Here is a 12,819-nt window from a genome sequence, read left to right as displayed (position 1 = left end):
TTCAATACTCCACTTGCGGCCAGCCGTCCGCGTCCCAGCGGATCGGTGCGATCCGCAAGGTGGGGACGCCTTTGTTCGCTTTGTCGTAGGCGTGGTAGACGACGTAATCCGTGCCATCGCGGTCGTGCAGGAAACCGGCGTGGCCGGGCCCGCGAAAGCGATCCTGCTCGGGCAGGTCGGCGCGCAGCAGGACGGTGCCGCCGCCCTGCATCATCGAACTGCCGTCCTTGCCGAGATACGGCCCGGTGATCGCCTTCGACCGGCCGATGACGGTGTAATAGGTGCTCTGCGCGCCCTTGCAGCAATAGTCGTAGGAGGCGATCAGCCAGTAATAGCCGCCGTGATCGACGATGAACGGTGCCTCGACCGGGGCGGGCGCGCCGGCTGGGGCGGGGCGACGCGCGATAGCGATAGGCGCGGCCTTGGGGTTGGCGGGCTTGCCGGTCGCTGGGTCGAGCCGGAACAGCTTGAGGCCGCTCCAGAAGCTGCCGAGCGACAGCCATTGCCCGCCGTCGCGATCGATGACGAGATTGGGGTCTATGGCGTTGAAATCGCTGTCCCGGGTCGACATCAACACAAGGCCGTCGTCGCGCCAGCCGTATCCCGGTGCCTTGGGGTCAAGCGTCGGGCTGGTCAGCAGGCCGATTGCCGAGCGGTTCGATCCGAAGGTCGATACGGCGTAATACAGCCGCCAGCGGCCGTTCACGTAGGATATGTCGGGCGCCCAATAGTCCTTGCTGCCGGGCACGACCCGCGCCGTCCAGGTGGGCATCGCCGCGATCAGCTTCGGCGCGGCGCTCCAGTGGATCAGGTCGGGCGAAGTCCGCACGTCGCCGCCTGTGGTGAAGACGTAATAGGTGTCGCCTTCGCGCGCGATGACGGGGTCGTGGACCGGCGCGAGGTCGCCGGTCAGCCGGTCGTTGAGCGTCTCCGCTGGTGCGGCCCCGACCAGCGCGAGCGCGGCAAAGGCGAGCAGCGCCTTCACGCGGACTGCCATGCCGATACCAGCGCCGCCGCCTTCTTCCCGACCGTCGCGGCGGCGTCGCCCGGCTTGTAGAGCGATCCGCCGACGCCGATGCCGTCCGCGCCACGCGCACGGAACTCGGCGAGATTGGCGACACCGACGCCGCCGACCACCCACAAGCGCACCTCGCGCGGCAGGACGTCGCGCAGGCTTGACAGATATGCCGAACCAAGCACCGATCCGGGGAACACCTTCAACTGTCGCGCGCCAGCACCGATCGCGGCGAACGCCTCGGTCGGTGTCAGGAAACCCGGCAGCGGCTCGAGCCCGCGCACGGCGGCAAGGGCGATCACCGCCGGGTCGGTATTGGGCGAGACCATGAAGCGCCCGCCCGCATCCGCGAGCTGATCGACCATCGCCGGAGTCAGGATCGTGCCGCCGCCGATCGCGGCTTCGTCGCCGATCGCGTCGGCCAGCGCGGCGATGCTCGCGGCGGGTTCGGGCGAGTTGAACGGCACCTCGATCAGGCGGACGCCCGTCGCGACCAGCGCACGGCCGATGCCGACCGCTTCGTCCGGTCGCACGCCACGCAGGATCGCCATGATCGGTGGCGCACCGGCTTCGAGGGCTTCGTCGATCGTCATGCTTTTCCTCGCGCCAGTGTGAGCCCCGCCAACGATGCGGCGTCGCCGTCGATGCGGCGGTGCGGATGGCCGAAGGCGTCGAGCGCGCGTGCATAAAACCCGCACAGCGCCGGATCGCCGATCAACACGACGCCGCCCGTCGCCTGCGCCGCGACCTCGCCGCCGATCAATAGGCCGGAGAGATAACCCCGCGACCAGTCCCGCCCGCGCCCGTCGAGCAGCCGCGCCGCCCGCGCCTCGAACAGCGCTGCGATCATCGCTTCACCGGCGCGCTCCACCCCGCGCGCGAAACCCTCGTCGAAATCGCCGCTGCCGGCCCGGTCGTCCCCAACGAGCGACGAGGCACCGCTAAGCAGCGCGAACAGCTCACCGGTCGGGCAGGTGCGGAACTTCCGCACCGCGCCGTCGCCGACCTGCACCCATTTGCTGTGCGTACCGGGCAGCACGAAGACATGCTCCCCGGCCAACAGCGCGGGATCGAGCGCCAACGCCCCGAAGATCTGCGTTTCCTCGCCGCGCATCACGTCCGGCACGCCGGTATCCGAACGGTCGCTGAGGCCCGCCAACACCGCGACCGGTATGCCCTGCACCTCGGTAGTCACGCGCTGGCCGTGCCAGTCGGCGGCGGTGGTGGGGCAGGCCACATACGCGGCCTCGATCAGCCCCCCGCGCGCGCCGGCCATGCCGCACAAGGTTACGTCGGCGATATTCGGCCATGCCGCCAGCCGCCCGGCAAGCGCACGCGCCGGGACGATACCGGTCGCGATAATCCCCGGCCCCTCGACGCGGTCGGTCACGTTCTCGCCGACGAGACGAAACAGCCGGAGCCGCGTCGAGCCCCAATCGCCGAGGACATAGGCGTCGGTCACTTGAGATCGAGCATCACGACCGACTTGGCGGGCAGCGTGACGACCAGCGCACCGCCGTCGATCCGAGCGCCGTCGAACGCGGCGGGCTTCACCGCATCGGGCGCGCCGAAATCGTTGAGCGCGTTCATCGTGCCCGCCGTCAGCACCTTGCCCGACACGGATGTCGCCGCGATGCCGTCGAGCTTGATGCGCACCGTGTTGCCCCGGTTCGGATCGAGATTGGCGAGCGCGACGTGCGCCACACCCGCCTTGTCGCGCACCGCCGATGCGCTGACCGCCGGCATCGACCATTTGCCCGCGCCATAGCCGGGCGACTGCACGTCGATCGGCAGCACGGTCGCATCCATCCACGGCTTGTAGAGGTCGAACACCCAATAGGTCGGCGTCTTCACCATCTTCGCGCCGTCGGTCAGGATCATCGCCTGCAGCACGTTCACCATCTGGGCGATCGCCGACATTTTCACACGGTCGGCGTGCTTCGCGAAGATGTTGAGGTGGATCGCCGCGACCAGAGCATCGCGCAGCGTGTTCTGCTGGCGCAGGAAGCCGGGGTTGGTGCCGGGATCGCCGGCATACCAAGTGCCCCATTCGTCGACCGCCAGGAAGATGCGCTTCTTGGGATCATATTTGTCCATGATCGCGCTGTGCTTGGTGATCAGCGCGTCCATGCGGTTCGCTTCGGACAAGGTCTCCGCCCAGCCGCTTTCGTCGAACTGGGTGGCGGAGGCGCGCGGCGGCCAGCTACCGGGGATCGTATAATAATGCAGCGACAGGCCGTCGACCTGATCCGCCGCCTCGCGGATCATCGTCTCGGTCCACTTATAGTCGTCGACGTTCGCGCCCGACGCGATCTTGAGGATCTTGGTGTCCCTCGGCGCCTTGATGAAGGTGGCGTAGCGGCGCGTCTCGTCCGCCGCGAATTCGGGGCGCATGTTGCCGCCGCAGCCCCACAGCTCATTACCGACGCCGAAATAGGGGACGGACCAAGGCGCCTTGTGGCCGTTCTTCGCACGCTCGTCGGCAAGGCTGCCGGCGGGCGAGGTCATATATTCGACCCACTCCGCCATCTCGCGCGGGGTGCCGTTGCCGACGTTGCCGGCGATGTACGCCTCGCTGCCGAGCTGATCCATCAGGTCCATGAACTCGTGCGTGCCGACGGCGTTGGGCTCGGTCACGCCGCCCCAGTGGGTGTTGATCTTGACCGGGCGGTTCGCGCCGATCCCCTCGCGCCAGTGATATTCGTCGGCGAAGCAGCCGCCGGGCCAGCGCACCACTGGCACGCCCAATTCCTTCAGCGCGCCGACCACGTCGTTGCGGAAGCCGCGCGTGTTGGGAATCTTCGATCCCTTGCCGACCCACAGCCCGCCATAGATGCCGTTGCCGAGATGCTCGGCGAACTGCGTGAAGATGCGCCGGTCGTACGTTGGGCCGGGCGTGTCGGCGTGCAGCGTCGCGGTCGCGGCGCCTTCGGTGGGGGCGGTCTGCGCCACCGCCGTGCCGGACAGCATCAGGGCGGCGATCGTCGCCAGTGTCTTCCTCATCCTGGTTCGTCCTTTGTTATTCGTTGAACGGCTCGACGATTTCCCGCTTGGCGCGCAGGAAAGCGTCGGCGACCAGCTTCAGCGGGCTGGTATCGACATCGCTGCGCCCCGTGCGGATCAGCGTGGCGAAGCGCGCGTAGAGGCCGGCATATTCGCGGTCCTCGCTATGTTCGGTCCCGCTCGGTAGCGTCAGTACCGATCCGCCGCGCGAGAGCTTGAGCGTGCCCGCGTCGGTCTCGACCGTGATGTCCCAGCTCTGCGGGCCGGTCTGGCGCCAGTCGAGGTCCATCGTGATCTTGGTGCCCGCCGTGTCGCAGAACACCAGATCGGCGGCGATCGGCGCGGAGCGGTTCTCGGGGCGCTGCAGCACGCCGCGCCGCAGGAAGAAGGGGCGCGGCAGGATGTGCGTCGCGATCGACAGCGCGTTGATGCCGGGATCAAACACGCCCAGCCCGCCCGGCTCCCAGATCCACGCCTGTCCGGGATGCCAGACGCGCACGTCCTCGCGCCACACGATCTCCACGCTGGTGACGTGCCGGTCGGCGAGCCACGCCCGTGCGGGGGCAACGCCGGCCGCGAAGCGCGAATGCCACGCTGCGAACAACGACGCGCCCGCACGCCGCGCGCGCTCGGTCAGCGCATCGACCTCGGACAAGGTCGCGCCGGGCGGCTTTTCGAGGAAGACGTGAACGCCGCGCGTCAACGCCATTTTGGCGAGATCGTAGCGTACCTGCGGCGGCGTGCAGAGCGCGACCGCATCGACCGCCGGGCCCTTGCTCAACAGCTCGTCGAGGCTTCCGAGGTGCGGTACGCCCGGCACGCCCTGATCGTGTGGGCTGACGGTGGCCGCAAGGCTGAAGGCGGTGTCGCCAGCGATGGCAGGCAGATGCTGGTCACGGGCGATCTTGCCCATGCCGACCACGGCGATGCGGATCGGGTCCAACCTACAGCGCCTTCACGGTGACGGGTTTCGCGGCGTCGCGCGCGAGCGGATTGCGCAGCGGCAGCGTGAAGGGCGAGGCCTCGATCTCGAACACGTCGCCCTCTTGCGTGCGGATGCCGTCGGCGAACGACAGGGTCGCGGTGCCAAAGAAATGCACGTGCACGTCGCCGGGCCGGCGGAATAGGTCGTATTTGAAGTGATGCGCTTCCAAATTGGCGAAGCTGTGCGACATGTTCGCCTCGCCGGACAGGAAGGGCTTTTCCCACACCGTCTCGTTGCCGCGCCGGATGCGGCTCGTGCCCTCGACATGATCGGGCAGCGCGCCGGTCAGCAATTCGGGGCCGAGCGCCGCCTGCCGAAGCTTAGAATGCGCGAGCCAGAGGTAATTGTGCCGCTCGGTCACGTGATCGCTGAATTCGTTGGCGAGGCAGATGCCGAGCCGGAACGGCGTGCCGTCCGGCCCGATCAGATAGATGCCGGCCAGTTCGGGCTCTTCGCCGCCATCCTCGGCGAAGCTCGGCATGGCGAGCGCCGCGCCGGGCGCGACCAGCGCGGACCCGTCGCCCTTGTAGAACCATTCCGGCTGCTGCCCGGTCTCACCCTCGGCGGGCTTGCCGCCTGCGACGCCCTCCAGGAACATGCGCATCGAGTCCGTCTGCGCGGTCGCCTCGGTCGCGGCGCGGTGCATCTTGTCACGCCCCTCGGCCGATCCGAGATGGGTGAGGCCGGTGCCCGCGAGGATGAGGTGCGCGGGATCGTCATGGTCGATCGGCGCGATGATGTGCCCGGCCTCATATTCCGCCGCGAGGAACACACTGTCGCCGGTGCCGCAGGTGGCGACGGCTGTGGCGAGATCGGTGCCGCTTTCGATCGCACGCATCGCCAGTTCGCGCACGGAGGTGACGCCGTTCACGAACGCGGCGGAGCCGTCGAAGGCGGCGATCACGGCGCGCCCGCCGACGGTGTCACGATGCTGCAGCAGGCGCAAAGCCATTCAGTTCACTCCCTTCAAGCGCGCCGCTGTTACGGCCGCGCGCAGTTCCATTGATGTCAGGCGCGCTTGCCGTCGACCAGGTGCGGCATGCCAGCAAGGGCCGCGTCGCGCAGGTCGGCGGGCAGCAGGTCTTGCTCGATATTCTGGTACGAGACCGGCCGCAGGAAGCGATCGATCGCGAGGCTGCCGACCGAGGTCGTGCGCCCGTCCGAGGTGGCGGGATAGGGGCCGCCGTGAACCATCGCATGCGTCACTTCGACGCCGGTCGGCCAGCCGTTGGCGAGGATGCGCCCGGCCTTGCGCTCGAGGATCGGCAGCAGGCGCGCGGCCATCGGTTCGTCCCCGGCATCCATGTGCAGCGTCGCGGTGAGCTGGCCCTCGGCGGCCTTGAGGACGGTCGCGAGCTCGGCCTCGTCGCGGCAGCGCACGAGGATGGCGGCGGCGCCGAATACCTCGTGCGCGAGCTTTTCGTTGGCGAGGAAAGCTGCGGCGCTCGTCTCGAAGAAAGCCGCCTGCCCGCAGGCGGTGCCGCCCGCGACGCCGCGCGCGATCAGCGCGACCTCACCCTGCTGCGCCAGCGTCGCGACGCCCTGTTCGTAGGCGGCGTGGATGCCGTCCGTCAGCATCGGCGCAGCGGCGCTCGCCGACAACGCCTCACCGGCGGCGGCGACGAAGGCGTCGAGATCGTCGCCCTCGATCGCCAGCAGCAGGCCGGGGTTGGTGCAGAACTGCCCCGCGCCGAGCGTCAGCGATCCGACGAAGGCGATGCCGAGCGCGGCCCCGCGCGACGCCAGCGCGGCGGGCAGCAGCACGACCGGGTTGATGCTCGACATCTCGGCATAGACCGGGATCGGCACCGGCCGGTTCTGCGCGAGCTTGAGTAGCGCGAGCCCGCCGCCGCGCGAGCCGGTGAAGCCGACTGCGGTGATGCGCGGATCCCGCACCAGCGCCGCGCCGATTTCGTTGCCCGCGCCGGTGACATGCTGGAACACGCCGTCGGGCAGACCCGACGCCGCGACCGCGCGGGCGATCGCACCGGCGACGAGCGCGCCGATATCGGGATGCGCGGGATGGCCCTTCACCACCACCGGGCAACCGGCGGCGAGCGCGGACGCCGTGTCGCCACCCGCCGTCGAGAAGGCGAGCGGGAAATTGGACGCGCCGAACACCGCGACCGGGCCGAGCGGGATCATGCGCAGGCGGAGATCAGGGCGCGGCAGCGGTGCGCGGTCCGGCAGCGCGGGATCGTGGCGCAGGCCGAGCCATTCGCCGCGCCGCACGACATCGGCGAACATCTGCAGCTGGCCGACGGTGCGGCCGCGCTCGCCCTCCAGCCGTGCGCGCGGCAGGCCCGATTCGCGCATCGCCGCTGCGATCAGCGGCTCACCGATCGCGACAATCTCCGCGCCGATTCGCTCGAGGAAAGCGGCGCGGTCTTCTCGGCTGGTGTTGCGATAGGGTTCGAAAGCGGCCTCGGCGGCCGCACAGGCATCCTCGACCGAGAACGGGGCAGCATCGCCGGCGGTTTCCAGTTCGGGTGCGATGATACTGTCGACGGTCATTGCCTTCTCCTTATTACTCCGACTTAATGTGCACAGGCAGGAAAGGCAATCTTTCGTTCCACCATTGTGCGACGGGGGTTAGGACGGCATGGGAGATGTGATGGCTGACGAAGAGACAGATGCGGACGCCAAGGCGGAGGCTGTGCCGCGTACACCGCGCGGCACCGGGCGGCGTTTGCACGGCGCGATCGCGCACAAGCTCGGCACGGCGATCGTCTCGGGCGAATATGCGCCGGGTGACATCCTTTCCAGCGAAGTCGTTTTCTCCGAGGCGCTCGACGTTTCGCGCGGCGCATATCGCGAAGCGATCCAGGTACTCGCCGCCAAGGGGCTGGTTGAAAGTCGTCCGAAGGCCGGTACGCGCGTATTGCCGCGGCTGCGCTGGAATCTGCTCGATCCCGATGTGCTCGCCTGGGCCTTCGCGGGCGAGCCCGACAAGGGTTTCGTGCGCAACCTGTTCGAGCTGCGCGCCGTGGTGGAACCGGCGGCGGCGCGCTTTGCCGCCGAACGCCGCGACCGTGAGGAATTACGCGTGATGAAGGATTCGCTCGCCGCGATGCGCCGTCACTCGCTCGGAACCGAGGCGGGGCGTGCCGCCGACCGCGATTTTCACGATGCCATCCTGCGCGCGACCCGCAACGAGGCGATGATCGTGCTGAGCGCGAGCATCGGCGCGGCGGTCAACTGGACGACGCAGTATAAGCAGCGTGCGCGGGCGCTGCCGCGCAACCCGATCCCCGATCACGCCAAGGTCTATGACGCGATCGCAGCGGGCGACGGCGACGCCGCCGACGCGGCGATGCGCGTACTTGTCGACCTCGCCTTCGAAGACACCCGCTTCGCGATGCCGGAGTAAATAAAGCCCCTCCCCTTCAAGGGAGGGGTGAAAATCATACCACCTCGGGCGCGGGCAACTCACCCGTCGGCTTCGATCCCCACAGCGCGTAAAACAACACGTACAGTTCGCACGCCGCCGTCAGCAGGAACGACATCTGGAGGCCGAACGCATCGGCCAGCCAGCCCTGCACGATCACCAGAGCGCCGCCCGCGATCGCCATGATGAGCAGGCCCGATCCCGCTTCCGTCAGCGGGCCGAGGCCGCGCACGCCGAGCGTGAAGATCGTCGGAAACATGATCGAGTGGAACAGCCCGACCGAGATCAGCGCCCACATCGCGACTTCGCCGTGCGCGAAGGTGGTGATCGTCATCACCGCGAACGCGCCCACTGCCGCGAAGGCCAGCACCTTTTCCGCCTCGACGCGCTGCATCACGAACGCGCCGACGAAGCGGCCGACCATCATGCCGCCCCAGAGGAAGGTGAGGTAGCGCCCGGCCTGCTCATGCGTCAGGTTGGCGATATCGGGCTGGCTGACGAAGTTCACGAACAGGTTCGCGACGCCGATCTCGGCGATCAGATAGATGAAGATCGCGGGCACGCCGAACACGAGGTTGCGGTGGCGCAGCAGCGAATAATTCTTGCGGTCGGCCGCCGTCGCGCGGTCGGCGGCCGCGCCCATCGCCGGTAGCGGGAAGCGCGCGATGACCACCGCCAGCACGACCAGCACGGCCGCGACCAGCACATAGGGCAGGATCACCGACTGTGCGTCGGCCAGCCGCTCGGCCGGCGTCAGCACCGTGCCCGCGAGCGCGGTGCCACTCTTTGACCGGCCAAGGATCAGATACGCGCCGAACCCGGGCGCGAGCATCGTCCCCGCCGAATTGAGCGCCTGGACGAGGTTGAGGCGCGCCGATGCCGTCTCGGGGCTGCCGACCACCGCGACATAGGGGTTGGCTGCGACCTGTAGCAGCGTGATGCCGCTGGCGATCACGAACAGCATCGTCAGCGTGACGCCGTAAGAGGGGATGCTCGCCGCGACCGTCATGCCGAGCGCGCCCGCCGCCATTGTCAGCAGCCCGACGACGAGCGACTTCTGGTAGCCAATCCTCCGGATCAGGAATGCGGCGGGGATGGCCGCAACGAAATAGGCGATGAACCACACCGACTCGATGAACGTCGTCTGCGTATAGTTCAGGTCGAACACGCTGCGCAGGTGCGGCAGCAATGTGTTGTTGATGACGGTGATGAACCCCCACATGAAGAACAGGCTGGCGAGCAACGTCAGCGCAGGGCGGTAATTGGTCCCCCCCGCATGGGGCTCCGCGGCCACCGCCGTCGCTGTGTGTATCGGCCCGGCCATCCCATTCTCCTGTCGCTACCCGTCATGGCAGATTTTCCGCCCGCACATACATGGCTTGCTCTGCTTTCATTTGTCGGACTATATAACCAACAAGCACGCGTCAACGGGCGTGCATATGTGCAAGGATAGAGAAGATGCGGGGAGCGATGCGCCGGGGCGCTGCACTGGCAGTGATAGCGGCGGCGACGCTGGCGGGTTCGGCACAAGCGGCCGACGCCAAGCGCGACGCTGCGGGAACGCTCAAGGACGGAACCGTGATCGAGGCCGTCACCCTGTCGAATGCGAAGGGTATTTCGGCGCGGATCATCACGTTCGGTGCCACCTTGCAGACTCTGATCGTGCCCGACCGCGCCGGCAAGAGGGCCGATATCGAGCTCGGCTATGACGATATCCAGTCTTACGCCGATCACCCCAATTACTGGGGGGCAAGCGTCGGCCGTTATGCGAACCGCATCGCTGGCGGCAAATTCACGCTCGACGGCAAGGCCTATCAGATCTCGCAGAACGACAAGGCCAATTCGCTGCACGGCGGCGCAAAGGGCTTCGATAAACGCAATTGGCGCATCGTCTCGGTGAAGTCGGGCGCGCAGGCGAGCGTCACGCTCGCGCTGACCAGCGCGGCGGGCGACCAGGGCTATCCCGGCACGCTCAAGGTGACGGCGACCTATACGCTGAACGACGCCGGCGATCTGACGATGGATTACGACGCGACTAGCGATGCGCCGACCGTCGTCAACCTCACCAACCACGCGATCTTCAACCTGGCGGGCGAAGGCGCTGCGGGCGGCATCAATACGCACAAGCTGACGATCCCCGCCGCCCGCTACACCCCGGTCAACGCCGCGCTGATCCCGACCGGAGAGCTGAAGCCCGTCGCGGGCACGGTGTTCGACTTCACCAAAGGCAAGATCATCGAGCAGGGCCTGCGCGACGGCCGCGATCCGCAGATCGTCGCGGGCCGCGGCTTCGATCACAATTTCGCGCTCGACGCCGGGGCGACCAAGCAGCCCAAGCTGGCCGCGCGGCTGGAAGATCCGGCATCGGGCCGCGTGCTGGAGGTGTGGAGCGACCAGCCCGGCGTGCAGGTCTATACCGGCAACTTCCTCGACGGCACGCTGATCGGCAAGGGCGGGCACCTGTACCGCATGGGCGACGGCATCGCGCTGGAGCCGCAGACGTTTCCAGATACGCCCAACCAGCCGGCGTTCGGCTCCGCACGGGTCGACCCGGCGCATCCCTATCATCACCGCATGATCTTCCGCCTGTCGACGACTGGCTGAGCCAAGGACTCTCGATGACCACGACCTCGCCGACTCCCAAGCTGCGTTCGCGCGCCTGGTTCGACAATCCCGCCAATATCGACATGACCGCGCTCTATCTGGAGCGGTATCTGAACTTCGGCATCAGCCTGGAGGAATTGCGCTCGGGCCGGCCGATCATCGGCATCGCGCAGACGGGCAGCGACCTCTCGCCCTGCAACCGCCATCACCTCGTGCTGGCGGAGCGGGTGCGTGACGGCATCCGCGAGATGGGTGGCATTCCGCTCGAATTCCCGGTCCACCCGATCCAGGAAACGGGAAAACGACCGACCGCGGGGCTCGACCGCAACCTGTCGTACATGGCCCTGGTCGAGGTGCTCTACGGCTATCCGCTCGATGGCGTTGTGCTGACGATTGGCTGCGACAAGACGACGCCTGCCTGCCTGATGGCGGCCGCCACGGTGAACATCCCGGCGATCGCGCTGTCGGTGGGGCCAATGCTCAACGGCTGGCACAAGGGCGAGCGGACTGGCTCCGGCACGATCGTGTGGAAAGCGCGCGAGATGCTGGCGGCGGGCGAAATCGACGATGTCGGCTTTATCAAGCTGGTGTCGAGCTCTGCACCGTCCACCGGCTATTGCAACACGATGGGCACGGCGACGACGATGAACTCGCTGGCCGAGGCGCTCGGCATGTCGCTGCCCGGCAATGCCGCAATCCCGGCGCCGTACCGCGACCGGCAGGAATCGGCTTATTGGACCGGCCGCCGCATCGTCGAAATGGTGCATGAGGATCTGAAGCCCTCCGACATCCTGACGCGCGACGCCTTCCTCAACGCGATCGTCGTCAATTCCGCGATCGGCGGATCGACCAACGCGCCGATCCACCTCGCCGCTATCGCCCGCCATATCGGCGCGGACCTGAAGCTCGACGACTGGCAGGACTATGGCCACAAGGTGCCGCTGATGGTGAACCTGCAGCCGGCCGGCGAGTATCTGGGCGAGGACTATTACCGCGCGGGCGGCGTGCCCGCCGTCGTCGCCGAGCTGATGAAGCAGGGCCTGATCCGCGAGGACGCGATCACCGCCAACGGCAAGAGCATCGGCGACAATTGCCGCGACGCGACCATCGAGGACGACAAGGTCATCCGCCCGTTCGCCGATCCGTTGAAGCAGGACGCCGGCTTCATCGTGCTGCGCGGCAATCTGTTCGATTCGGCTATTATGAAGACCAGCGTCATCTCGCCCGAATTCCGCGACCGCTACCTTTCCAACCCGCAGGATCCCGAGGCGTTCGAGGGGCCGGCGGTGGTGTTCGACGGGCCGGAGGATTATCATCACCGCATCGACGATCCCGCACTCGGCATCACGCCCGAGACCTTGCTGTTCATGCGCGGCGCCGGGCCGATCGGCTATCCCGGCGCGGCGGAGGTCGTGAACATGCGGCCGCCCGCCTATCTAATCCGCGAGGGTGTGCACGCACTCCCTTGTGTCGGCGATGGGCGGCAATCAGGCACGTCGGGTTCACCGTCAATCCTTAACGCCAGTCCCGAGGCGGCGGCGATGGGCGGCCTCGCTTTGCTCAAGACCGGCGACCGTGTGCGGATCGATCTCCGCAAAGGGACGGTCGATGCGCTCCTGCCCGAAAGCGAACTGGCGGAACGCCGCGCGTCACTGACCGAGGCGGGTGGCTATCCCTATCCCAAGTCGCAGACGCCGTGGCAGGAGATCCAGCGTTCGGTGGTCGGGCAGATGGAAACCGGCGCGATCCTGGAGGGCGCGGAGAAGTACCAGCGCATCGCCCAGACCGCCGGCCTGCCGCGCGACAACCACTAAAGGCAGCGAC

The 12,819-nt window shown here is 67.7% G+C and carries 11 protein-coding genes; 3 read left to right on the top strand and 8 right to left on the bottom strand.

Going from position 1 to position 12,819, the window contains the following annotated elements; genetic code table 11:
- Position 1: 1 nt before the first annotated feature.
- Genes WC704_RS11800 through WC704_RS11770 form a run of 7 tightly spaced genes read right to left on the bottom strand, consistent with a single transcriptional unit; the run spans position 2 to position 7,517 of the window.
- The gene (locus WC704_RS11800; RefSeq protein WP_372890109.1) at positions 2-997 is read right to left on the bottom strand and encodes an arabinan endo-1,5-alpha-L-arabinosidase; all 996 of its coding nucleotides are present in this window, start codon (positions 995-997) and stop codon (positions 2-4) included.
- On the bottom strand, positions 982-1,608 hold the full coding sequence (locus WC704_RS11795) for a 2-dehydro-3-deoxy-6-phosphogalactonate aldolase (RefSeq protein WP_372890108.1): 627 nt from the start codon (positions 1,606-1,608) through the stop codon (positions 982-984). Before WC704_RS11795 ends, WC704_RS11800 begins: the two co-directional genes overlap by 16 nt.
- Entirely contained in the window at positions 1,605-2,477 is an 873-nt protein-coding gene (locus WC704_RS11790; RefSeq protein WP_372890107.1) for a 2-dehydro-3-deoxygalactonokinase, read from the bottom strand. Before WC704_RS11790 ends, WC704_RS11795 begins: the two co-directional genes overlap by 4 nt.
- Positions 2,474-4,018: an alpha-N-arabinofuranosidase gene (locus WC704_RS11785; protein WP_372890106.1), complete on the bottom strand. Its 1,545-nt coding sequence runs from the start codon at positions 4,016-4,018 to the stop codon at positions 2,474-2,476. The genes WC704_RS11790 and WC704_RS11785 overlap by 4 nt, the downstream gene beginning before the upstream one ends.
- Before the next feature lie 16 nt (positions 4,019-4,034).
- A complete protein-coding gene (locus WC704_RS11780; RefSeq protein WP_372890105.1) occupies positions 4,035-4,961 on the bottom strand; it encodes a Gfo/Idh/MocA family protein in 927 nt (308 codons plus the stop codon).
- Position 4,962: 1 nt separating this feature from the next.
- Positions 4,963-5,955, bottom strand: coding sequence for an AraD1 family protein (gene araD1, locus WC704_RS11775; RefSeq protein ID WP_372890104.1), 993 nt, complete (start codon positions 5,953-5,955; stop codon positions 4,963-4,965).
- Between the two features lie 56 nt (positions 5,956-6,011).
- The gene (locus WC704_RS11770; RefSeq protein WP_372890103.1) at positions 6,012-7,517 is read right to left on the bottom strand and encodes an aldehyde dehydrogenase (NADP(+)); all 1,506 of its coding nucleotides are present in this window, start codon (positions 7,515-7,517) and stop codon (positions 6,012-6,014) included.
- Between the two features lie 100 nt (positions 7,518-7,617).
- On the opposite strand from WC704_RS11770, the gene WC704_RS11765 reads away from it, so the two are divergent.
- Positions 7,618-8,373 (top strand): FadR/GntR family transcriptional regulator, encoded by a 756-nt coding sequence (locus WC704_RS11765; RefSeq protein ID WP_372890102.1) that lies wholly within the window; start codon positions 7,618-7,620, stop codon positions 8,371-8,373.
- Between the two features lie 34 nt (positions 8,374-8,407).
- On the opposite strand, the gene WC704_RS11760 is transcribed toward WC704_RS11765, so the two are convergent.
- Positions 8,408-9,715 carry a sugar MFS transporter gene (locus WC704_RS11760; protein WP_372890101.1) on the bottom strand — a complete coding sequence of 436 codons (1,308 nt, stop codon included), beginning with the start codon at positions 9,713-9,715 and terminating at the stop codon, positions 8,408-8,410.
- 134 nt (positions 9,716-9,849) lie between these two features.
- Here WC704_RS11760 and WC704_RS11755 point away from each other — a divergent pair, with 134 nt between their 5' ends.
- Together WC704_RS11755 and WC704_RS11750 are read left to right on the top strand one after the other, a co-directional pair.
- Positions 9,850-10,995: an aldose epimerase family protein gene (locus tag WC704_RS11755; RefSeq protein ID WP_372890100.1), complete on the top strand. Its 1,146-nt coding sequence runs from the start codon at positions 9,850-9,852 to the stop codon at positions 10,993-10,995.
- A gap of 14 nt (positions 10,996-11,009) precedes the next feature.
- A complete protein-coding gene (locus WC704_RS11750; RefSeq protein ID WP_372890099.1) occupies positions 11,010-12,809 on the top strand; it encodes an IlvD/Edd family dehydratase in 1,800 nt (599 codons plus the stop codon).
- Positions 12,810-12,819 lie beyond the last annotated feature (10 nt).

The organism is Sphingomonas sp. (genome assembly GCF_041661885.1).
Taxonomy (GTDB): domain Bacteria; phylum Pseudomonadota; class Alphaproteobacteria; order Sphingomonadales; family Sphingomonadaceae; genus Sphingomonas.
Note: the sequence above shows the minus strand (reverse complement) of the source record. Positions and strands in the feature narration are given on the sequence as shown.